Source organism: Variovorax sp. P4_B10 (assembly GCF_056402375.1).
On the sequence record NZ_JBFUHN010000077.1, the window covers coordinates 1 to 20246 of the forward strand.

Sequence of the window (20246 nt, forward strand, 5' to 3'; positions counted from 1 at the left end):
ATGCGGCGTATGCGGATGCATCGGACAAGTCTGTCGCTACTGGCGATGGCAAGGTGCCGCACACGACCGATGCGGTGGTTGCACTGGCGGCGCGCGGCGGCCTCGCGATGGTGGCCGGGCAGCAGCTTCAGATCGTGGCCGGCGAGACTGCCACGCTGGCCAGCGGTGGGGATATCAACCTGGCGCTGGCGGATGTGCTGAGGGTGCACAGCGGACAGGCCATCGGGCTGCTGGCCGGGGCGCAGAAGGCGGATGCCGAGGCGGGGCTGTCGATCATCGCGGGCAGCGACGACCTGGATTTTCAGGCGCAGCACGACGAGCTTCGGGTGCAGGCCAAGGATGGGCTGAAGATCGCGAGTACCGACAAGACCGTGGAGTTCGCGGCGCAGAAGAAGATTCGCATTGCCACTATGCAGGGCGCATCAATCACGCTGCAGAACGGGGACATCACGTTCGAGTGCCCGGGCAAGATTACTTATCACGCGATACAGAGGAAGCTGGCAGGGCCAGTGCAGCAGAGCTATCCGCTTCCGCAGTTCCCGAGCAGCGTGTGCGTGGAGTGCCTGCTCCATGCCATGCAGTCGGGACAAGCATTGGCAGCGAAGAATGGCTAACGTGGAATGGATTGACCCGCCGCCGCACGGCTCGGCCACGCTGATCCAGCAGCGGCTGGCTGCGGAGCCCGTTGCGTCGGGCGCCTACGCGTTGCTGGACATGGCGTTCGCTCCGGAACTGGCGTCGCAATTGAAGCACGCGGCCGGCGCGCATCCGCTCGTGTGTCTCTACACAGATCTGTATAGCGGCCCGGGCCTCGATGCCATTGCTCCGACTCTGCTGGTGCTACCCGCGAATGACGATGATCGACTACCGCTGCTCCAGCGGCTGCTACGCCTGACCAGCGGCAAGCCGATGATGAGCATCATCGCCTCCGACCTATCCGTAGAGGCACTCGCGCTGCATCTGCAGCAGCAGATGGAAGCCGTGACGTCGGACGAAAAGGCTTGGATGCTGCGCCTGGCGGACACCCGATCGTTGCACGCGCTGCTTGAGGTGTTCACACCCCTTCAACGAGAACGGCTTCTGGCGGGCATGAAGCACTGGCACTACCTTGGGCGCGACGGGCAACTCGTGTCCGTATCCGGTACGTCACCACAGGCGGCGCCGGACATCAAGCCCTACCAATTGGAGGACCGCCAGCATCAACGGCTGCAGCGCCTGGCACTGCCGGACGCCCTGCTCTTCAACATCGTACGGCGCCCTGATCTGTTCGGCCAGCTGCACGGGCGAGTCTCCGTTGCGCATGCGTGCATTGAGGATGCTCTGGAACGAATGACACCGGCCACCGAGCTCCACGACGCAAAGCTCTATGGCGCCGTGATTTCGGCTCTCTCCGAACAACAGCTGATCCTGGACGAGGTGGTCTGACGCATGCAGAGAATCCGCGCATTGAAAACGTTGCTGCTCGCGCTATTTTCCGTACTGCAGGTCAGCACCTTGATTACGGGTTGCGACGCCAAGGACACATCGCCTCCCAAGGTGGTAGCAGCGAGCGAGGGCATCGGCTTGCAGGTCGAGGGGCTGAACTACTCCGGGATCCCTGTCGGCGTGTTCTATGTGAACGACCAATGGGCTGGAAACGTCGGCACTTATGCCGGCGGCGGTGGAACAGCGACCGCCATTGGCCTGCCTGAACTTTGGCATCCCGATCTCAAGGTCACCATCAAGTGGCGCAACGACGTGTTGTATGCGAAGGACCCCAAAGGCCTGTACACCAATGTCGTCGACATTCCCCGATATGAAGGCCTGAAGGGTGGCGTCTTCTGGGTCGCATTCCTGCCCAATGACCAGATAAAGGTCTTTGCGTCGCAGTATGCCCCTGGGCATCCCCAGTTTCCCGATCCCGAACTCATCAATCCACGGCAGTACTGTCTGATCCGCCCGACATGCCATGACAAGTTTTATCCGGGAGAGCGCGTCCCCGAGGCATGGGAAACCTTGCCGATTGCATTGCAGCCTTCGCCCCCTCCAACTCCTGCCGCGGTCGCTCCACCGCCGAAGGAGCGCGAAGAAAGACCCAAGCGATGACCATCAGCAAAGCACTTGAACCCATCAGCGAAGACCCATTGGCCCTGACCAAGGCGCAAAAGGCGCTCTGTCTGGCGCAACAGTCTTCGACGGCCAACCTCCCGTGCAGCAAGGAGTTGCACTACGGTTTCTTCTTTGATGGCACCAACAACAATCGCTTGCGCGACACGCCAAACGAGAGTCAGAGCAATGTGGCTCGGCTCCACGACGTTTTCGACGCCAATCCTGCAGAGCATCGCCGCATATACGTCGCCGGCGTGGGAACGCCGTTTCTGGCTGAAGTCGGCGACAGTGGCCTAGGCGCCGCAGCCAATGCGGGACTCGGTGCGGGATGGGGAGGCGAAGCCCGCATCAACTGGGCACTCCTGCAATTGCACGACTCGCTGTACAGGCATTTCTTCAGTGCGAACTTCAGCACCTCGCTCGGCACCAGCGACATCGCCACAGTCAAAAAGATGTCCGCCGACATCAACATGTCCCCCGGAGCCATCCGCAATCTCGGCAAGAGCGAAGTGCAGATGCTGCGCGAAGTAGGTCTGACCGACAAGTTGGGAAATATTCTCGATACAACCGTCACGTCTGTGCGAGACAAGGTGCGCGGCGACGTACTCCGGGAGCGCCGTCAACAGCTGTGGAACAAACTAAGCAGCTTGGTCCAGCAGCGCAAACCCAAGCTGGAGAAGCTGTGCATCTCGGTCTTCGGCTTCTCACGCGGTGCGGCTGAAGCGCGCGCTTTCTGCAACTGGTTGAGCGATGCGGTGGACCCCGACTTCACCCTCGCCGGACTCAAGGTCGAGATCGTTTTTCTCGGCATTTTCGACACAGTTGCCTCGGTTGGGTTGGCACAAAGCGCGTTGATCCGGGACGGGCATGACGGCTGGGGGCGTCCAAAGGATCTTGCCGTCCCCGCCTACGTCAAACGATGCGTGCATCTCGTGTCCGGACATGAGGTGCGTGGCTCGTTCCCGCTGGATCTGGCGGGCGGCGACGGCATTGAAGTGGTTTACCCAGGCGTGCATTCGGACGTTGGTGGCGGCTATCCACCGGGAGAGCAGGGGCGCGGGTGCGCGACGGGTCCAACGCTCAAGGCGAACGACAGTGCGAAGCTCTCGCAGGCACCGCTGTGCCACATGTTTCGCGAGGCCGTCGCGGCCGGAGTGCCGTTGAATCCCAATGCGCCGGGCGTGACGCAGGAAATGCGCGATGCCTTCAAGATAGCGCCTGCGTTGCGCGAAGCCTTCAATGCCTATGTAGCGGCCGTCAAGCCACTGCTCGGCGACGGCATCAGTACGCCCGCGGCCATGCAGACCCACTACGGGCTCTATGTACGCTGGCGTCGCCTGCGCCTCGGACCGACGGGGGCGGAAGCCCTCGAAACACAAGACTTTCTCAAGCGCGCCAAGCAATTCAAGTACGGACAAGACTACACCGACTTGACGCTTGCCAACGCCGAACTCAGAGACGAATGGAAAGCCGTCAAGAAAGATGAGAACAACCCCCTTTATGAGGACACTTGGCTCGGCGCACTCTTGCGGAAAAGCTCCGTCTCGTCATACCTGACCGACTGGGTGTGGGGCGAAAAAGTGCGCCAGTGGAACGACGTTCGACGGCACTGGAACAGCCCTGACCCGCTGCCCTCGGCCGTCGCCCGATTGCTGGACGACTACGCCCATGACTCGCGCGCCTGGTTCAAGCCGACGGGTGAAACCAATGAATCAACCTGGCGCGCGAAGCAAACAGAGCGCATGGCGCAGCTCGAAGCCAAGGATGCCGCCAACAAGGAGGGGGAACGCAGGAATCGCGCGATTCTCGATGCCGCTCAAGAGGCGGCACGCAAGGGCCGGCCCGTTTACGCCCCCACGATCTCTCCGCCGCCGCCCGCCCTGACCAAGCAGGAACTCGACGATCTGACGGCCTACCGAAGGGACAAGACACTCCCGACCGAAACCGGCTCCCGCGAACCCAGCTCGATCTGGGGCTACCTGCGCTGGCGCACGCTGTACCGAAACGGTGTGGCGTTGACGAACAAGGAACGCCTGGACGCCTACATTTCGGCGCAACCGCCAATGGAACCTCCCCCCATGGATGCGGAAGGGATGCAGCAGATCATGAACACCAAGGGCATCGGGGACATATTCAGCGGTATGCGTTGAGGGGTGGCAATCCACCCACCCATCGTTGCCGCCAACCGAAACGAGCATGGACCATGAGCGGTCTTGTCAATGCCGCATCGAGGCCCGGTCTCCGCAACACACGCAGGTACGGCTTTTGGCCAAGTGCGTTGGCAATTGCGTCCTGCGCACTGCTGGCCGGTTGCGGGGAAAAAATGGTGCCGGCGTCGGTGGGGGGGTACAACCACATGAGCGACTGGAGCATCCTCGGTTTCACAGTCGGTGATGCCGGAGGGCCGAACTTGATGCCCGAAAGCGGAAATTCGGGCAGCTCTTGCTGCGCGAGCATTCCCAAACACTGGCATCCCGGTATGAAAGTCACAGTGGCGTGGAGCTACGCCACCAGAAAAGGCGGCCCCACACCCCCTCCGCCCCAGGAGGCTGTAGTTGAAATCCCGGAGTACTCCGAACGAACGGGGAACATTCAGGCGCACTTCTATCCGAACCACAAAATCAAGGTCGTGGTCTCCAACTACGGCATCGAGCACCCGCGCTATCCCATGAACGAGCAGGACAAGCTCCCGTGGGAGACCAGCAAGCAACTGATCGAGTACGAGAAACAAGGGAAAGGGCGTTGAGCCCATGAACAAAGACGAGTTCATCAAGCTCGCTCAAGCCATTGCGGCAAGCATGAAGCGGCGGTCCGGTCAGTTGCTGCGTTGCTATCGACACATCGGAAGGCTGCACACAATGAACCGCACCACGACCTTGGCACTTTGCATACTGGTGCTGGCGGCTTGCAGCAGCAAGGAGCGGACGCCTGAAAGCTACAGCGCCAACATCAGCCCGTACAACCACACAGGCGACCACATCGAAGCTTATGTAGACGGCACGTTCGGCGGTCATTCGAGCGCCTACGGTGGTGGCGGAAGCTTTGTGTGCTGCATCTCCTATCCCGCCAAATGGCGTCCTGACCTCACCRCCAAGGTGAGATGGGCGACCTCCAGCGGCATTCCAGGTGACAGGCGACCTGAGGCCTATGTTCAGTACTGGCACGAAAAAATCGTCCCGATCGAAAAATATGACGTGCCAGGTGGCACGCTCAACGTGCACTTCCTCCCCGAAAGCGAGGTTCGGCTGATCATCTCCAACAAGGGGGCTGGTGCCAAAGACTACCCCGGTCCCGCCTACCCGGTGAGGCCGTCAAACTGAAAATGATCACCCGAGACGCGTTGAACCTGCGCCCCTGATCGGTGGCTGACGGCCCACCGCCGTCGCGCGCGGCTCACCGACGCGAGAACTTCTTCGCTATCCTGCCGACTGGCCAAGACGAAGGACTCGATTTTGCAAACGCCCCCCGCCACTCAAGCCGCGATGGAACACGATTTCGGCGCCATTGCCGACCTGGTTCGCCTCCACGCCCAGCACACGCCCGACCATGCCGCGCTCGCGGACGCGCAGCATGCGCTGAACTACGGCGCGCTCGATGCGCTGATGGACCGCATCGCCGCCAGCCTGCAGCGCGACGGCCTCAAGGCCGGCGACGCCATCGCGGTCTGCGCGTCGTCGTCGGTGAACTACGCGGCGGTGTTCCTGGGCGCGCTGCGCGCGGGTGTCGCAGTCGCGCCGCTGGCGCCCGGCTCCACGGCCGCCAGCCTGGCCCGCATGATCGAGGACGCCGATGCGCGCATCCTGTTCACCGACGCCTCGGCCGCCGACGTGGTCGGCCCCGCGAAGGAAGGCGGCATTCCGCGCGTCGCGCTCGACGGCTCTTCGGCGGGGCGCGACTTCGCAGGCTGGCTTGCCCCGGCGGGCGCCAGGCCCACGGCCGTCGAGGTGCAGCCCTCGTGGGCCTTCAACATCATCTATTCCTCGGGCACCACCGGCGAGCCCAAGGGCATCGTGCAGGGGCACGGCATGCGCTGGTCGCACGTGCAGCGCGGCGCCAAGTACGAGTACAGCGCCGACACGGTCACGCTGCTGTCGACGCCGCTCTACTCCAACACCACGCTGGTGGTGTTCTTCCCCACCATCGCCTTCGGCGGCTGCGTGGTGCTGATGCCCAAGTTCGACGCCGGCGGTTACCTGCAGCTGGCCGAACAGCGCCGCGTGACGCACACCATGCTCGTGCCGGTGCAGTACCAGCGGCTGATGGCGCACCCACGCTTCGACGCGCACGACCTCTCGTCGTTCCAGTACAAGTTCAGCACCAGTGCGCCCTTCAACGCCGCGCTCAAGGCCGACGTGCTCAAGCGCTGGCCGGGCGGGCTGATCGAGTTCTACGGCATGACCGAAGGCGGCGGCACCTGCATCCTCGAGGCGCACCTGCACCCGACCAAGCTGCACACCGTGGGCCAGCCGGCGCCGGGCAGCGACATCCGGCTGATCGACGACGAAGGCAACGAGCTGCCGCGCGACGACATCGACGCCGCCGGCGAAGTGGTGGGCCACTCGGCCGGCATGATGACGGGCTACCACCGCCAGCCCGCGAAGACGCGCGAGGCCGAGTGGTTCGACGCCACGGGCAAGCGCTTCATCCGCACGGGCGACGTGGGYCGCTTCGATGCCGACGGCTTCCTCACGCTGTTCGACCGCAAGAAGGACATGATCATCAGCGGCGGCTTCAACATCTACCCGAGCGACCTCGAAGCCGTGCTGCGCGGGCATGCGGCGGTGGCGGACGTGGCCGTGGTCGGCGTGCCCTCCGAGCAATGGGGCGAGACGCCGGTGGCCTTCGTGGTGCGCCGCGAGGGCGACACCACCACCGATGCTGCACTGCTGCAATGGGCCAACGACCAGCTCGGCAAGACACAGCGCCTGGCGCGCCTGAGCTTCATCGATGAGTTGCCGCGCAGCGCGATCGGCAAGGTGCTCAAACGCGAGTTGCGTGACCTTGTCGGCCGCTGAAGCTGCGACGCCGTCGCCCGAAGAGCACGGCGGCGGCAACGGCCTGCTCTGGGTGCTGGTCGCCGTCGCGGCCGTGTTCGCGTTCCTGCGCCCGCGCGCGCCGATGGACTGGCTGAAGCTGGTCGACTGGCAGACCGTGGGCGCGCTCGCGGGGCTGCTCGCCATCACGCAGGGCGTGGAGAAAAGCGGCATGCTGCAGGCCGCCGCGCAGCGCCTGCTCGCACGCACGCACAACCAGCGCAGCCTGGCGATGCTGCTGACCGCGAGCGCGGCGTTTCTCTCCGCGCTCGTGACCAACGACGTGAGCCTGTTCCTGCTGGTGCCGCTGACGCGCGTGCTCGCCAACCAAGCGCACCTGCCGCTCGCGCGGCTCGTGGTATTGGAGGCATTGGCCGTCAATGCGGGCTCGGCGCTCACGCCCATCGGCAATCCGCAGAACCTCTACCTGTGGCACCGCTCGGGCGAGGGCTTCATCGCCTTCATGGGCATGATGGGGCCGACGGTGGCGGTGATGCTGTTCTGGCTCTTCGTCGCGGTCTGGCTGCTGGTGCCGCGCACGCCCATCGCGCTCAAGCCCGAGACCGAGGCGGCGCCGGTGCAACCGCGCCTGCTGGCACTGGCGGGAGTTCTGTTCATCGGCTTCGTGGTCGCGCTCGACCGGCATTGGCTGCTGGCCGGCCTGGGCGTGGTGTTCGGCGTGTTCCTGGTGTCGTATCCGCGCGTGCTGCGGGGCATCGACTGGGCCTTGCTCGCGATCATCGCGCTGATGTTCGTGGACCTGCGGCAGCTGGCCGAGCTGCCCGCCATCGCCGCACTGCTCGGCCACTGGCCGATCACCGAAGGGTGGCGCGCCTACCTCGCGGCCATCGTGACTTCGCAGTTCATCAGCAATGTGCCGGCAGCGATCCTGCTGGACGGCCACGTGCACGACCTGCCCGCGCTGGCGGCGGGGGTGAGCGTGGGCGGCTTCGGCTGCGTGCTGGGCTCGCTGGCCAACCTGATCGCGCTGCGGCTCGCGAAGCTGCCGAACGGCTTGCGCGAGTTTCACCGCATCAGCATCCCTTTCCTGCTGGTGTGCGCGGCCTCGGCGCTGCTGCTGCGGCTGGGGTGACAGGCGGGGAACCCGGGAAGACAATCGGCCCGAGCCCACCATGCACACGCCCGCCACCCACACCCTTTCGCTGCGCGACTACGGCACCTCGCGCGGCAGCCATGCGCACGATCACTTCCAGGTGCTGATCGGCCTCGACGGCGTGCTGGAGATCGAGGTCGAAGGCCGCGGCGCCGGCATCGGCGTCGGCGAGGCGCAGGTGGTCGCGCCGGGCGACCGGCACGACTTCGAGGCACGCGGCCGCGGCAGCGTGTGCCTCGTGCTCGACACCACCCATGCGCCGTGGGCCCGGTGCGCAGAGCGCGCGCCGGCCTGTGCGCCGCAGCTGCATGCGCTGGCGCGCTACCTCGCGCATGGCATGAAGCAACCCGCGCAGTCCGCGCTTGCGTTGCAGCATGGCCCCGCGCTGCTGCTCGAAGCCTGGAGCCCCGCGCCTTCGGCAGCGGACACGCGCCGCCGCCGCATCGACTGGCGGGCGCTCACGGCCTGGGCGCGGGCGCGGTGGCACGAACCGCTGACCGTCGCCGATCTGGCCGCCGTCGCCTGCCTCAGCGTCAGCCAGTTCGCACAGCGCTGCCGCGACGAACAGGGCATGGGCGCGATGCACTGGCTGCGCATGCTGCGGCTGGCGCACGCGCGCGAACTGCGGCTGGAGGGCATGGGCGTCGCGGAAACAGCCCGCCGCACGGGCTACCGGTCGCCCTCGGCGCTCACCGCCGCGCTGCGCCGCCTCGATTCCTGACAAGACCGTCGTTGCGCGACGATGGACCGGCGTCGCTCGACGACCGGCCGGCTTAGCCTCGGCCCTCATGTCGTCCACCTTCTACGCCCTGCTGGCCATCGCGCTCTGGGCCACGCTCGCCTCGCTCGGGACCGCCCTCTCGCACCTGCCGCCCTTTCTGCTGACCGGGCTCGCGCTGATCGTCGGCAGCGTGCCGAGCTGGCCGCTCGTGCTGCGCGACCCCGCCGCGTGGCGGGTGCCGCCTCGCACGTTGGCGCTGGGCATCTACGGCCTGTTCGGCTTTCACTTTCTGCTGTTCATCGCGCTGCGGCATGCGCCACCGGTCGAAGCCAACCTCGTCAACTACCTGTGGCCGCTGTTCATGGTGGTGCTGGCGCCGGTGCTGCTGCCGGGCCTGGCGCTGCGGCCGCTGCACGTGGTGGCGGCGCTGCTGGGGTTTGCGGGCGCGGCGGCCGCGATCCTCGGCACCCGCGATGGCGCCACGGCCATCCACGGGCACTGGGGCTTCCTGCCGGCACTGGGCTCGGCCCTCGTCTGGGCGAGCTATTCGCTCTGGACGAAGCGTGTCACGGCGTTTCCGACGTCGGCCATCGGACTGTTCGGCCTGGTCTCGGGCCTGCTCTCGCTGGCCTGCCACGCCCTGCTCGAGCCTTCGGTGGCGCTGTCCGGCAAGGACTGGCTGCTGGTCCTGCTGTGCGGCCTCGGCCCGCTCGGTGCGGCTTTCTTCGTGTGGGACATGGCGCTCAAGCGCGGCGACGCACGGCGCATCGGCATCCTGAGCTACCTCACACCCCTGGGCTCGACGGCGCTGCTGCTGGCCGTGACGGGCCGGCCGCTGACATGGACCATCGCACTGGCCGCCCTGCTCATCATCTCGGCGGCCCTCATGGGCACGCGCGCCCACTGAAGCCTGCGTCCGACAGGGCAGCGTCTTTTTTCTGGCATAGAGTGGAGGCTCAGGAAAAAAGGAGCCCCTCATGGACAACAAGAACAAGAACGACGATTTCGAGATCACGCCCAAGCTGGCGTTCGACCTGAACCTGGCGCTGTACCTCGACCTGGTGGCCGCGCTCGAAGGCGCGGGCGCCATCACCTACCGCCAGATGGCGGCCCGGGTGCTCAACATCAGCATGGACGCCCGCGACGACGGCGAAACCGGCCTGTCGACGGTGCTCGAAGGTATTGCCAAGGGCTTCGCAGGCCGGGGCGACGGCCTGTCGATCGAGCTGCTGAAGGCCGCGCGCGGCCTGCGCGAGGACGACGCGATGGGCGACATTCCCATGCGCCCCGGCGAAGGCTGAACCCTTCAGTCTTGCGCGACCTGAAGGATCAGCTTGCCGAAGTTCTGCCCGGCAAACAGCTTGTTGAGCGACTCGGGGAAGGTGTCGAGGCCCTTCACGATGTCTTCCTTGCTCGTCATGCGCCCGTCCTTCAGGTAGCCGGCCATCTCGGCGATGGCGATGTGGTACCGGTCGGCATAGTCGAACACCACGATGCCTTCCATGCGCGCCCGGTTCACCAGCAGGCTCAGGTAGTTCCTCGGCCCGGCGCCCGGCATGCTGTTGGCGTTGTTGTACTGGCTGATGGCGCCGCAGATGATGACGCGGGCCTTGCGCGCGAGCCGCGCCAGGACCATGTCGAGGATCTCGCCGCCGACGTTGTCGAAGTAAATGTCCACGCCCTTCGGGCAATGTTCCTTCAGGCCCGCGCGCACCGCGCCGTCGCCGGCCTTGTAGTCGATGCAGGCGTCGAAACCCAGTTCCTTCACCACCCATTCGCACTTGGCTGCACCGCCGGCAATGCCGACCACGCGGCAGCCCTTGAGCCTGGCCAATTGGCCCACGGTCTGCCCGACGGCACCGGCCGCGCCGGAGATCACGACGGTTTCGCCCGGCTTGGGCTGGCCCACGTCCATCAGGCCGAAGTAGCCGGTCATGCCCGGCATGCCGAGCACGTTGAGCCACTGGCCGATGGTGCCGACCGTCAGGTCGATCTTCACCAGGCCGTTGCGCTTGATCTGGTCCTGCGGGATCAGGATGTATTCCTGCACGCCGAGCGTGCCGTACACGGTGTCGCCAACCGCGAACTGCGGGTTCTTCGAGGCAATGACGCGGCCGACGCCGCCGGCACGCATCACCTCGTCGATGGCGACGGGCGGAATGTAGCTCTTGGCATCGTTGAGCCAGCCGCGCATGGCGGGGTCGAGCGACAGCGACAGCGTCTTGACCAGCACCCCGCCCTCGGCCGGCTCGCCGACGGGTTCGGTGGTGAATTTCCAGTTCTCGCGGGTGGCCGTGCCCTCGGGGCGTTTGGCGAGGCGGACCTGGTGGTTGGCGAGTGGGCTGCTCATGGTGTCTCCTTGAATGACGGACGCTGGCACGGACGCGCATCGTAGCCGCGCACCGCGCGCCGGCTGGCAGCGCAGGCGACAGCGCAAGACACCGCTGGCGCCCCTACATCCGAACGACGATCTGCAGGCCGGGATGCGCGTTGCGCAAGGTCAGGACACCGCCGTGCGCCTCGGCGATCAGCCGGCACAGGTACATGCCGAGGCCGACACCACCGGTGGCACGCGCCCGCGCGCCATCGGTGCGGTAGAAGGGCTCGGTCAGCCGCTCGAGCTGTGCTTCTTCGACACCAGGGCCGTAGTCCCGCACCTCGAGCTCGACGCCCTGCACCTGGCCGTCCAGCACGGCGCGCAGCGACACGCAAGGCGGCCGGGGCGCGTCGGTGCTGTAGCGCAAGGCGTTGTCCAGCAGGTTGCGCACCAGGAGGCGGATGCGCATGCGGTCGATCGAATGCGGCGGCAGCCCTTCCGCCAGGTCGAGGTGCACGTTATGCGCACCCTGCATCTCGGCCACGATCTCGCGCACCAGCGCGGCCAGGTCGACCGGCTCGCGCAGCAGCGCCACATGCGGGCTCGCGAGGCGTTCGCTTTCGAGCAGGTCGCTGATCAGGTCGCGCATCTCGTTCAGATCGCGCAGCAGCGCCTCGCGCTCGGCCTGCCCCTCGGACGTGGCGGGCAGCAGCTCGGCGTTGAGCCGTGCCCGCGTGAGCGGCGAGCGCAGCTCGTGGCTCAGCGCGAGCAGCAGACCGCGCTTGGCATCGAGCATGGCCTGGATGTCGTCGGCCATGGTGTTGATGTGCTGCGCGAGGTCGCCGATGTCGTCGTTGCGGCGGATCGGAATCGGCTGCTTGAACTCGCCTCGGCCGAAGCGCTGCGCGCCTTCGCGGATGTCGATCAGCGGCCGCAGCAGGTGGCTCACATAGGCATAACCCAGCAGCACGCACGACAGCAGCACGCCGAGCGTGGCCCAGCCGGTCGCGCGCGGCGCCAGCTGCCAGAGCTTGGGCGCCCAGCCGAAGATCACGCGGTGGCCGTCGGCCGTGGGACGGATGAACCACTTGTCGCCCCCGAACACATCTTCCCGGTCGTGCATCCAGCCGCCGGGGCCGTTCGCGCCGCCGGGATTGGAGTCCCAGTTGACCTTCGGGCCGACGATGCGGACGGTGATCGGCAGCCGGGCCACCAGCGCCTGCGCGCGCGCCACGTCGGGCGGCGTGCCGATCTCGGCGACGAGCCGGTCGGCATAGTCGACCAGCATCGGCTTCGCGGCCTCGGCCCAGCCGGTGGAGAAGGCTCTCTTCATGCCGCCCATGAACACCGCAGCCATCACCAGCGCCAGCATCACGAACATCATCACCAGCCGGATGCGCAGCGAGCGGCGCCAGCGGCGCTTGCCCTGCACCTTCTCGTGCCACTGCTCATGCCATTGCCTGTGCCACTCCGCGCGGCGGCAGGCTATCTCGCGCCACGCCTTGCGGTAGCCTCCCCGTCGAAATTTCATGCGGGCTCGCTGCGCGCGACAGCCAGCGCATAGCCGGCATTGCGCAGGGTCTTGATGCAGTCCAGCGGCTCGAGCTTCTTGCGCAGGCGGCTCACCACGATGTCGACCGCGCGCGTATAGAGTTCGGCCTCGTGGCCGCGCAGGCGGTTCAGGATGTCGTCGCGGCTGAACACCTTGCCGGGTTCAGCCGCCAGCAGCGCGAGCAGTTCGAACTCGGTGCCGGTGAGCTCCACGCGCTCGCCGTGGCGCAGCACCTGGCGCCGGTCGAGGTCGATCGACAAACCGTCGAACACGCGATGCTGCGCGCCATTGCCGTTGGCCGCAGGCGGCGTGCTGCGCTGGCGCCGCAGGATGGTCTGCACGCGCGCCACCAGTTCGCGCGGCTCGAAGGGCTTGGGCACGTAGTCGTCGGCGCCGAGTTCGAGGCCGACCACGCGGTCCATCACCTCGCCGCGCGCGGTGAGCATCACGATGGGGATGTCGCTCTCCTTGCGGATCTCGCGGCACAGCGCAAAGCCGTCCATCTCGGGCAGCATCACGTCGAGGATGGCCGCGTCGTACTGCCCGGCGCGCAGCTTGGCCAGCCCCTCGCTCGGGCGCACTGCGCTCTCGAGCGTGCAGCCGAAGCGTGCGAAGTAGGTGGTCAGCGGCGCGGCGAGGTGTTCGTCGTCGTCGATCAGCAGGATGCGCGGCATGACGGGATTGTGCCTCCTGGCAAACATGTGGCGGATGACTTCGCTCACCATCAGACCGGACGGCATCGCACCGCCACAGTCAGGCCCGCCACCAGCATGGAAAGCAGCAGCGCGTGATAAACGACATCGGGCACCGTGTGCGGACCGATGCCGAGCACGATGGTGAACAGGCCGACCAGCGTGCCGAGCAGCGCAAAGCCCTGGCCGAAGATCGCGGCCCGGCGCGCGCCCGCGGGGCGCAGCCAGGTCTCGACCGAGGCCAGCACCAGCACCGTGGCGATCACCGCCTCGGCGGTGCGGGCCTGCGGATGCGCATAGCCCGGCACGAGCAGGCCGGCATGCACCATCGACGCGATGCCGAGCGTGAGCGCCTCGACCAGCATCCAGGCGCGCGCGACCTGCGGGCGCAGCACGGGGGCGGTATCGCTCATCACCATGGATCGGCCCGGCCGATACGGCCCAGGTGCGTGTGGCCGAAGCCCGACGCGTACTTGAGCCCGTAGCCCAGCGCGCGATCGAGGCCGATGTGCGCGCACCAGATCAGTCCGCCGGCCACCGCCCATGGCATCGCCGCGAGCACGCCGAACGCGAGCAATGCGACAGGGCCGACGTACGAATGCGCCGCGTTGTAGAGCGCCGCACCGACGCGTGGGCCCGCCAGGTAGCCGAGCAGCGAAAGATCGGGCACGAGCAGCCAGAGCGCGAACACGCCCCAGCCCGCGCCGAACTGCGCATAGGCAGCCAGCGATACGACGAGCACCACGGCGCCTTCGAGCCGCAGCAAGGCACGAACCCCGCCCGCGACGGCCTGCTCGTGGGACACCGTGGAACCGGCTTCGCCGGTCCACTGGTGTCGCCCCCTCGAAGGGGATAGGCGAAGCGACACGAAGTGCGCGAAGCCTGGGGGTGAGTCAATTTCACCCACGATGGCTCCAGCGGCGCCCGCCACGGTCCATGAAGTCGCGCACCTTCTGCTGCTGCGCGACGTTCAGGCTGTCGAAGAAGTCGGCGGCGGCCGCAATGATTTCGGGGCTGCCGTTGCGCACGGCGGTGGTCTTCTCTTCGACGAGCCGCGTGGCGCCGGCCTGGTCGAGCTTGTTGCCCGCGAACAGCGCCTTGAACTGCGAACGCGGATCGCCCGAGCCGCCGGCGCCGCGCATGGCTTCGCGCTGCGCCTGCAGCTTCTCGGCCAGCACGGTGAGCTTCTGCTTTTGCGAAGCATCGAGTTCGAGCTTGCTGCCGACGCGTTCGACCATCTTCGCGCGGAACTCGGCGCTGTCGCCGCCCCAGCCATGACGGTGCCCGGCACAGCCGACGATGCTGCCAGCCACCACCGCCGCGCCGGCGAAACCGAAGAGAGTGCGTTTGATCCAGTGCTTCATGATGTTCCTTGCTCGCCCCAGGCTTGCCCACTTCGTGTGGCGCTGAAGGGGCGTGGTTGATTAGAGTTTGCTGCTGTTGCTGCGCGCAGCTTCGGCGCGCGCGTCGACGGGGTTCTGCATCGTCGAGATGACCTTGCTGTTCACGCGCGAACCCGAGGTCACGTTCTGGTCGGGTGCGGCGGCGGTGCGCACGGCCTCGGCCACGACGCGGGCACGGTCGGTCGAGATCGCCACGGTTTCAGGGCCGCGCGAGCCGCGCACGACGTTCTGGTCCGGTGCCGACGCGGTGCGCACGGCCTCGGCGCCGACCTCGGCACGGCTCTTGGCCGAGACCGCAGGTTGCACGCCGTCGTAGCTCTCGGCCTTGGCACCGGCTGCGGCGAGCATGGCGAACGAACCGACGGCAACGATCTGGGTCAGGGAGAAGGACTTCATGATGCAAACCTTTCAGGGAAGTTGAGGAGCCCTGATCGTGCGTGCGGCGGTACGACAAGTCCTTTCACCGCAGTTTCGGCATGTATCGATTTATTTCGCTCGCCCCCAGGCTGCGCGCACTTCGTGTCGCTTCGCCCCCCTACCGGGGGCAACACCAGCGGCCCGGCGGAGCCGGTTCCGCGGTGTTTCGCGAAGGGGTGTGAGGCTTTTTTGGGGCTGTCAGCCTGCGAGGGCTGACGCGGGGTCGTCGGACTCGAGGACGTTTTTTGCCCAGGCTTCGAGCTTGCTGGTGTCGGCGCGCAGCACTTCCTGCTTGACCGCGAGGATGCGCGAGGGGTGCATGGAGAAGCTGCGCAGGCCCAGGCCGAGCAGCAGGCGGGTGAAGGCCACGTCGCCGGCCATTTCGCCGCACACGGCCACGCCCTTGCCCTGGCGGCGGCACTCGGCGATGGTGTCGGCCACCAGCTTCAGCACCGCGGGGTGCGCGGGATCGTAGAGGTGGGCCACCGACTCGTCGGCCCGGTCGATCGCCAGCGTGTACTGGATCAGGTCGTTGGTGCCGATCGACAGGAAGTCGAAGTATTTGAGGAAGGTCTTGAGCGTGAGCGCGGCAGCCGGTATCTCGATCATGGCGCCGAGCTTCAGGGGGCCGTATACCGCGCCGCGGTTGTCCAGCTCGGCGCGCGCGAAGTCGATCAGCGAGAGCGTCTGGCGGATCTCGCTCGCATGCGCGAGCATAGGAATCAGCAGGTGGATCTCGCCGTGCGCCGCCGCGCGCAGGATGGCGCGCAGCTGCGTGAGGAACATCGCCGGATCGGCCAGGCTCCAGCGAATGGCACGCAGGCCGAGCGCGGGGTTCAGGTGCTCCTGCTTGCTGCCCGACTTGCTCTCGAGCTGCTTGTCGGCGCCCACGTCGATGGTGCGGATCGTGACGGGCATGCCCTGCATGCCTTCGACCGCACGCTTGTAGGCCTGGTACTGCTCTTCCTCGTCGGGCAGGCGGGTCTGGCGCGCCGACGACTCGCGGCCCATGAAGAGGAACTCGCTGCGGAACAGCCCGACGCCCACCGCACCGGCCTTGACGGCGCCGACCGTGTCTTCGGGCATCTCGATGTTGGCGAGCAGTTCGACGCGCTGGCCGTCGAGCGTGACGGCGGGCTTGTGGCGCAGCCGCGCGAGCCGGCCGCGCTCGAGGTCGCCCTGGCGCTGCTTGAAGCCGTACTCGGCCAGGATGATCGGCGAGGGGTCGATGATCATCACGCCGGCGTCGCCGTCGATGATGACCCAGTCGTCCTGGCGCACCAGTTGGCTCGCGGTGCGTGCGCCGACGATGGCCGGAATGTCCATGCTGCGCGCGACGATCGCGGTGTGCGAGGTGCGTCCGCCCACGTCGGTCACGAAGCCGGCGAACACGCTCTTCTTGAACTGGAGCATGTCGGCCGGCGAGAGGTCGTGCGCGATCAGCACCAGCGGCACGTCGATGCCGTCGCCCGCGGTGGGGTCGTCGTCGTCATCGGTCGTGGCGGCGCGCTTGCGGCGCGGCGGGCTGGGCGCGAGCACCGCGGCCGTGCCTTTCATGCGGTGCAGCAGGCGCTCGACCACCTGCTCGAGGTCGGCCTTGCGCTCGCGCAGGTACTCGTCCTCCATCTCGTCGAACTGGCGCGCAATGATTTCGAGTTGCGTGGTCAGCGCCCACTCGGCGTTGTAGAGCCGGTCGGTGATCCAGTGCTTGACGCCGCCCGTGAGCGCCTCGTCCTGCAGGAGCATCTGGTGCACTTCGAGCAGCGCCGCGAGTTCGTGCGGTGCGTCGTTCGGCCCCATCAGCGCGACGCTGGTCTGCAGCTTCGCGAGCTCGTCGGCAACGGCGTTGCGCGCAGTGCGCACGCGGTCGATCTCGGTCTCGATCTCTTCGGGCTTGATGAAGTAGTGGGCCACGTCGATGCGGCTCGACACCACCAGCACCGCGCGCCCGATGGCAATGCCACGGGCAACTGGGAGGCCGTGGACTGCGAAAGTCATGACCTGCTACGCCTCGGTGCCGGCGCCAGCGCACGGCGCAGGCGAATCCGCGAGATACCGTCGAACCGGCTTTGCCGGACGGCCGGCGTCGCCCCCTGGAAGGGGACTGGCGTCTACACGGAGTGACAAAACCTGGGGGGGAGCCATTTCATTCGCCTTCGCCGAACTTGTCGTCCATCAACTGGACGATGGCGTTCATCGCTTCTTCTTCCTGAGAGCCGTTGGTCTCGAGTTCGACGGTCGCATCGAGGCCGGCCGCCAGCATCATGACGCCCATGATGCTCTTGGCATTGATGCGGCGGTCGCCGCGCGAGAGCCACACCTCGCAGGGGAAGCTGCCTGCGAGCTTGGTCAGCTTGGCCGATGCGCGTGCATGCAGGCCCAGCTTATTGCTGATGGTCACGGATTTCTTGATCACTGTGCTTTCTTTTTGCCTGGTTCTGGGGAGCCGCCACCGCGACCTGCATGACACCCGCGGTGCCACCCGCGATGGCGCGCTGCACCAGCGTGTCGAGCGGTTCGTGGCGGTAGGTGACGGCGCGCAGCAGCATCGGCAGGTTGACGCCGGCCACCAGCCGCGAGCGGACGCCATCCACAAGCTTCTGCGCCACGTTGCAGGGCGTGGCGCCGAACACGTCGGCCAGCACCAGCACCTGCGAGCGCGGCGCATGCAACTGCTGCGCGAGCGTGATGCGTGCGGCGGCCAGCGTTTCCTCGGGTGACACGTTGGGCAGCACGTCGAGCGCGACGACGGCCTGCTCGCAGTCGGGAAACACATGCAGCGCGCACTGCCGCAGCGCCTGCGCGAACGGTGAGTGGGCGATGATGAGGATGCTGTTCATGCGGCTCGGAGGACGACGCTTCGATTATGCGGGGGCGCCCAGAGGAAGTAGAGATAAGACATAACGCAGCAGCCCAGCAGAACGGACAGTGCTGCACGAAACGACCCCACGATATCGAAGCCGGCGCGGATGAAAAGGTCGATCGGCAGGCTGGGCCAGCGTGACCACGGTGGAAGCACAGAGGAAAACCGCCCAGGCGCCCGTGCCCGCCGCGGGGATGGCTATCAAAACAATAGCAAACATCACCATCGCCAGCGTCGACAGGAAGTACGCGAAGACAAAGGCCGGGAAGACGGTGGCAATCTGCCGCCGCCCAACGAGCATGCCGCCGCTCATGGGAGGCGCAGGCCCTCGAAGAAGGTCTTGGCCGCCTCGGCCGAGGAAGGCTTGCCCAGTACGGTGGCCTGGTAGAGCGCCACGGTGCCGTCTTTTTGCGACTGCGCGAACCAGAGCACCTGGACGGGCGCGACGGCCTGTTGCGGCGGCTGCGCATCGAGGCGGATCGGCGCGGGCACCGCTGTCGCGCGTTGCAGGGTCGCGGGCGCTTCGGTCACCTTCGCCTCGCCCAGCTGGCCACGTGTGGCCGCTCGCCATGCGTTGAGCCAGGTTTCGGCCTGCTCAGGGCCGGCGGCGGACGCGTGGGCGACGGCGAAGGTCGCGCCACCCGTTTCGCAGCCGGTCATGTCGACCTGCACAGACTCGGCGCCCAGCGGCAGGGCACGGGTGGCACGGTCGGGCTTGCAGGGCAGCAGCGCGATCAGGCCTGCTTCGGCAATCGGCACCTCGCGCCAGTTGAAGGTCGGGCTGCAGGCAGCGAGAAGGGCTGCCGCTGCTGTCAGCGCAAGCCAGGGACGGGGGACGAACGACGGCATCGGGGAGCGATTATCGAGCCCGCCGGAAGACGCGCCAGCACGATCCAGTGGGCGGAACTAAAATCGCGCCGCCCTTCTCTCTCAGCTGCCATGAAAAAATACATCGCTGCCGCCGCCGTCGCTCTTGCATTGGCCGTCGGCGTGGGCGTGTACCTCGGCTCCGGCAACACGGCAGCACCGGCTTCCACCTTCGTGCTGCTCGACGGCAGCCAGAAGACCACCGCCGACCTGAAGGGCAAGGTCACCCTGGTCAACTTCTGGGCCACCAGCTGCGTGACCTGCGTCGGCGAAATGCCGAAGGTCATCGCCACCTACGACAAGTACAAGTCGAAGGGCTACGACACCCTGGCGGTGGCCATGAGCTACGACCCGCCGAGCTACGTCGTCAACTTCGCCGAAACCCGCAAGCTGCCGTTCAAGGTGGCGATCGACAACACCGGCAGCGTGGCGCAGGCCTGGGGCGACGTGAAGCTCACGCCGACCACCTACCTGGTCAACAAGCAGGGCGAGATCGTGAAACGCTACGTGGGCGAGCCCGACTTCGCCGAACTGCACAAGCTGATCGAGAAGCTGCTCGCCGAAGCCTGAGCTTGGCTCTCCCCCAGGCTGCGCGCACTTCGTGTCGCTACGCCCTCCCCCTTCCGGGGGCGATACCAGCGGCCCGGCAAAGCCGGTTCCGCGGTATCCCTGGACAAACGAATGGCGCTCTCAAGGAGCGCTTTGCTTTTTGGGCCGTGTGGCTTACTGGTTGCGGAAGCTGTCGTGGCAGGCCTTGCAGCTTGCGCCGGTCGGGCCGAACTGGGCCTTGAGCGCGTCGAGGTTGCCGGCCTTGGCGGCGACCACCAGCTTGCCGGCTTCGGCGATCAGCTTTTCCTGGCGTTCCTTGAACTTGGCGTCTTCCTTCCAGATTTCGGGCTTGGCCTTGCCGCCCTCGGCGCCGGCGCCGAAACCCGTCCAGGGCAGCTTCGCCATCTCGGCCACGATTTCGGCGTTGGCCGCAGCGGCCGCCGCATCGTAGGGAGTCCGGCCATTGGCCATGGCGCCGAGGCGGCTGAAATGCTGGCTCATCACGAACAGCGCACTCTGGCGGTACTTGATGGCGTCCTCCGGCTTGGCGAACTGGGCCGCGGCCGGAAGAGAGATCGCAGCGCAGGCGGCTGCAAGGGCGAACGAGGCAAGTCGGATCATCGTGGGTCC

The 20246-nt window shown here is 66.7% G+C and carries 25 protein-coding genes; 12 read left to right on the plus strand and 13 right to left on the minus strand.

Going from position 1 to position 20246, the window contains the following annotated elements; genetic code table 11:
- The 11 genes from AC1DXX_RS26920 to AC1DXX_RS26970 form a co-directional block, all read left to right on the plus strand.
- A partial coding sequence (locus AC1DXX_RS26920) for a DUF2345 domain-containing protein (RefSeq protein ID WP_478137279.1) occupies window positions 1-614 on the plus strand: 614 nt, incomplete at its 5' end.
- 1 nt (window position 615) lies between these two features.
- Entirely contained in the window at window positions 616-1425 is an 810-nt protein-coding gene (locus tag AC1DXX_RS26925; protein WP_478137280.1) for a DUF4123 domain-containing protein, read from the plus strand.
- A 3-nt stretch (window positions 1426-1428) separates the two neighbouring features.
- Window positions 1429-2085, plus strand: coding sequence for a DUF3304 domain-containing protein (locus AC1DXX_RS26930; protein ID WP_478137281.1), 657 nt, complete (start codon window positions 1429-1431; stop codon window positions 2083-2085).
- Complete coding sequence (locus AC1DXX_RS26935) at window positions 2082-4238, plus strand: T6SS phospholipase effector Tle1-like catalytic domain-containing protein (protein ID WP_478137282.1); 2157 nt, start codon at window positions 2082-2084, stop codon at window positions 4236-4238. Before AC1DXX_RS26930 ends, AC1DXX_RS26935 begins: the two co-directional genes overlap by 4 nt.
- Window positions 4239-4291: 53 nt before the next feature.
- Window positions 4292-4834, plus strand: coding sequence for a DUF3304 domain-containing protein (locus tag AC1DXX_RS26940; RefSeq protein WP_478137283.1), 543 nt, complete (start codon window positions 4292-4294; stop codon window positions 4832-4834).
- 4 nt (window positions 4835-4838) lie between these two features.
- Window positions 4839-5408, plus strand: coding sequence for a DUF3304 domain-containing protein (locus AC1DXX_RS26945; protein ID WP_478137284.1), 570 nt, complete (start codon window positions 4839-4841; stop codon window positions 5406-5408).
- 162 nt (window positions 5409-5570) lie between these two features.
- Window positions 5571-7103 carry a class I adenylate-forming enzyme family protein gene (locus AC1DXX_RS26950; protein WP_478137285.1) on the plus strand — a complete coding sequence of 511 codons (1533 nt, stop codon included), beginning with the start codon at window positions 5571-5573 and terminating at the stop codon, window positions 7101-7103.
- On the plus strand, window positions 7084-8214 hold the full coding sequence (locus AC1DXX_RS26955; protein WP_478137286.1) for an SLC13 family permease: 1131 nt from the start codon (window positions 7084-7086) through the stop codon (window positions 8212-8214). The genes AC1DXX_RS26950 and AC1DXX_RS26955 overlap by 20 nt, the downstream gene beginning before the upstream one ends.
- Window positions 8215-8254: 40 nt before the next feature.
- Window positions 8255-8956 carry a helix-turn-helix domain-containing protein gene (locus AC1DXX_RS26960; protein WP_478137287.1) on the plus strand — a complete coding sequence of 234 codons (702 nt, stop codon included), beginning with the start codon at window positions 8255-8257 and terminating at the stop codon, window positions 8954-8956.
- A 67-nt stretch (window positions 8957-9023) separates the two neighbouring features.
- Window positions 9024-9863, plus strand: coding sequence for a DMT family transporter (locus AC1DXX_RS26965; protein WP_478137288.1), 840 nt, complete (start codon window positions 9024-9026; stop codon window positions 9861-9863).
- Between the two features lie 70 nt (window positions 9864-9933).
- The gene (locus tag AC1DXX_RS26970) at window positions 9934-10257 is read left to right on the plus strand and encodes a hypothetical protein (protein WP_478137289.1); all 324 of its coding nucleotides are present in this window, start codon (window positions 9934-9936) and stop codon (window positions 10255-10257) included.
- A 5-nt stretch (window positions 10258-10262) separates the two neighbouring features.
- On the opposite strand, the gene AC1DXX_RS26975 is transcribed toward AC1DXX_RS26970, so the two are convergent.
- The 12 genes from AC1DXX_RS26975 to AC1DXX_RS27030 all read right to left on the minus strand — a co-directional run bounded on the left by AC1DXX_RS26975 (window position 10263) and on the right by AC1DXX_RS27030 (window position 19049).
- On the minus strand, window positions 10263-11306 hold the full coding sequence (locus AC1DXX_RS26975) for an NADP-dependent oxidoreductase (protein WP_478137290.1): 1044 nt from the start codon (window positions 11304-11306) through the stop codon (window positions 10263-10265).
- A gap of 103 nt (window positions 11307-11409) precedes the next feature.
- Entirely contained in the window at window positions 11410-12804 is a 1395-nt protein-coding gene (locus AC1DXX_RS26980; protein WP_478137291.1) for a HAMP domain-containing sensor histidine kinase, read from the minus strand.
- Window positions 12801-13499: a response regulator transcription factor gene (locus AC1DXX_RS26985; protein WP_478137292.1), complete on the minus strand. Its 699-nt coding sequence runs from the start codon at window positions 13497-13499 to the stop codon at window positions 12801-12803. Before AC1DXX_RS26985 ends, AC1DXX_RS26980 begins: the two co-directional genes overlap by 4 nt.
- Window positions 13500-13549: 50 nt before the next feature.
- Window positions 13550-13930 carry a hypothetical protein gene (locus AC1DXX_RS26990; protein ID WP_478137293.1) on the minus strand — a complete coding sequence of 127 codons (381 nt, stop codon included), beginning with the start codon at window positions 13928-13930 and terminating at the stop codon, window positions 13550-13552.
- A complete protein-coding gene (locus tag AC1DXX_RS26995; RefSeq protein ID WP_478137294.1) occupies window positions 13930-14322 on the minus strand; it encodes a DUF4260 domain-containing protein in 393 nt (130 codons plus the stop codon). Before AC1DXX_RS26995 ends, AC1DXX_RS26990 begins: the two co-directional genes overlap by 1 nt.
- A 94-nt stretch (window positions 14323-14416) precedes the next feature.
- Window positions 14417-14881, minus strand: a complete 465-nt coding sequence (locus AC1DXX_RS27000; RefSeq protein ID WP_478137295.1) for a Spy/CpxP family protein refolding chaperone — start codon at window positions 14879-14881, stop codon at window positions 14417-14419.
- A gap of 60 nt (window positions 14882-14941) precedes the next feature.
- Window positions 14942-15316 (minus strand): DUF4148 domain-containing protein, encoded by a 375-nt coding sequence (locus tag AC1DXX_RS27005; protein WP_478137296.1) that lies wholly within the window; start codon window positions 15314-15316, stop codon window positions 14942-14944.
- Between the two features lie 219 nt (window positions 15317-15535).
- Window positions 15536-17335, minus strand: coding sequence for a phosphoenolpyruvate--protein phosphotransferase (gene ptsP / locus AC1DXX_RS27010; protein ID WP_478137297.1), 1800 nt, complete (start codon window positions 17333-17335; stop codon window positions 15536-15538).
- Window positions 17336-17483: 148 nt separating this feature from the next.
- Window positions 17484-17753: an HPr family phosphocarrier protein gene (locus tag AC1DXX_RS27015; RefSeq protein ID WP_478137298.1), complete on the minus strand. Its 270-nt coding sequence runs from the start codon at window positions 17751-17753 to the stop codon at window positions 17484-17486.
- Complete coding sequence (locus AC1DXX_RS27020) at window positions 17722-18177, minus strand: PTS sugar transporter subunit IIA (protein WP_176661988.1); 456 nt, start codon at window positions 18175-18177, stop codon at window positions 17722-17724. Before AC1DXX_RS27020 ends, AC1DXX_RS27015 begins: the two co-directional genes overlap by 32 nt.
- A gap of 24 nt (window positions 18178-18201) precedes the next feature.
- On the minus strand, window positions 18202-18513 hold the full coding sequence (locus AC1DXX_RS27025; RefSeq protein WP_478137299.1) for a hypothetical protein: 312 nt from the start codon (window positions 18511-18513) through the stop codon (window positions 18202-18204).
- Window positions 18510-19049, minus strand: a complete 540-nt coding sequence (locus tag AC1DXX_RS27030) for a hypothetical protein (protein ID WP_478137300.1) — start codon at window positions 19047-19049, stop codon at window positions 18510-18512. Before AC1DXX_RS27030 ends, AC1DXX_RS27025 begins: the two co-directional genes overlap by 4 nt.
- 90 nt (window positions 19050-19139) lie before the next feature.
- Here AC1DXX_RS27030 and AC1DXX_RS27035 point away from each other — a divergent pair, with 90 nt between their 5' ends.
- Window positions 19140-19637 carry a TlpA disulfide reductase family protein gene (locus tag AC1DXX_RS27035; protein ID WP_042578715.1) on the plus strand — a complete coding sequence of 166 codons (498 nt, stop codon included), beginning with the start codon at window positions 19140-19142 and terminating at the stop codon, window positions 19635-19637.
- Between the two features lie 153 nt (window positions 19638-19790).
- Here the strand turns inward: AC1DXX_RS27035 and AC1DXX_RS27040 are convergent, their stop codons facing one another.
- A complete protein-coding gene (locus AC1DXX_RS27040; RefSeq protein ID WP_478137301.1) occupies window positions 19791-20237 on the minus strand; it encodes a c-type cytochrome in 447 nt (148 codons plus the stop codon).
- Window positions 20238-20246 lie beyond the last annotated feature (9 nt).

Excerpts from the sequence above, each read along its gene's own strand:
- AC1DXX_RS26930 (WP_478137281.1), top strand. The coding sequence starts at position 1,429 with ATGCAGAGAATCCGCGCATTGAAAACGTTGCTGCTCGCGCTATTTTCC.
- AC1DXX_RS26935 (WP_478137282.1), top strand. The coding sequence starts at position 2,082 with ATGACCATCAGCAAAGCACTTGAACCCATCAGCGAAGACCCATTGGCC.
- AC1DXX_RS26940 (WP_478137283.1), top strand. The coding sequence starts at position 4,292 with ATGAGCGGTCTTGTCAATGCCGCATCGAGGCCCGGTCTCCGCAACACA.
- AC1DXX_RS26960 (WP_478137287.1), top strand. The coding sequence starts at position 8,255 with ATGCACACGCCCGCCACCCACACCCTTTCGCTGCGCGACTACGGCACC.
- AC1DXX_RS26965 (WP_478137288.1), top strand. The coding sequence starts at position 9,024 with ATGTCGTCCACCTTCTACGCCCTGCTGGCCATCGCGCTCTGGGCCACG.
- AC1DXX_RS26970 (WP_478137289.1), top strand. The coding sequence starts at position 9,934 with ATGGACAACAAGAACAAGAACGACGATTTCGAGATCACGCCCAAGCTG.
- AC1DXX_RS26975 (WP_478137290.1), bottom strand. The coding sequence starts at position 11,306 with ATGAGCAGCCCACTCGCCAACCACCAGGTCCGCCTCGCCAAACGCCCC.
- AC1DXX_RS26980 (WP_478137291.1), bottom strand. The coding sequence starts at position 12,804 with ATGAAATTTCGACGGGGAGGCTACCGCAAGGCGTGGCGCGAGATAGCC.
- AC1DXX_RS26985 (WP_478137292.1), bottom strand. The coding sequence starts at position 13,499 with ATGCCGCGCATCCTGCTGATCGACGACGACGAACACCTCGCCGCGCCG.
- AC1DXX_RS26990 (WP_478137293.1), bottom strand. The coding sequence starts at position 13,930 with ATGAGCGATACCGCCCCCGTGCTGCGCCCGCAGGTCGCGCGCGCCTGG.
- AC1DXX_RS27000 (WP_478137295.1), bottom strand. The coding sequence starts at position 14,881 with ATGAAGCACTGGATCAAACGCACTCTCTTCGGTTTCGCCGGCGCGGCG.
- AC1DXX_RS27005 (WP_478137296.1), bottom strand. The coding sequence starts at position 15,316 with ATGAAGTCCTTCTCCCTGACCCAGATCGTTGCCGTCGGTTCGTTCGCC.
- ptsP (WP_478137297.1), bottom strand. The coding sequence starts at position 17,335 with ATGACTTTCGCAGTCCACGGCCTCCCAGTTGCCCGTGGCATTGCCATC.
- AC1DXX_RS27020 (WP_176661988.1), bottom strand. The coding sequence starts at position 18,177 with ATGAACAGCATCCTCATCATCGCCCACTCACCGTTCGCGCAGGCGCTG.
- AC1DXX_RS27025 (WP_478137299.1), bottom strand. The coding sequence starts at position 18,513 with ATGAGCGGCGGCATGCTCGTTGGGCGGCGGCAGATTGCCACCGTCTTC.
- AC1DXX_RS27030 (WP_478137300.1), bottom strand. The coding sequence starts at position 19,049 with ATGCCGTCGTTCGTCCCCCGTCCCTGGCTTGCGCTGACAGCAGCGGCA.
- AC1DXX_RS27035 (WP_042578715.1), top strand. The coding sequence starts at position 19,140 with ATGAAAAAATACATCGCTGCCGCCGCCGTCGCTCTTGCATTGGCCGTC.
- AC1DXX_RS27040 (WP_478137301.1), bottom strand. The coding sequence starts at position 20,237 with ATGATCCGACTTGCCTCGTTCGCCCTTGCAGCCGCCTGCGCTGCGATC.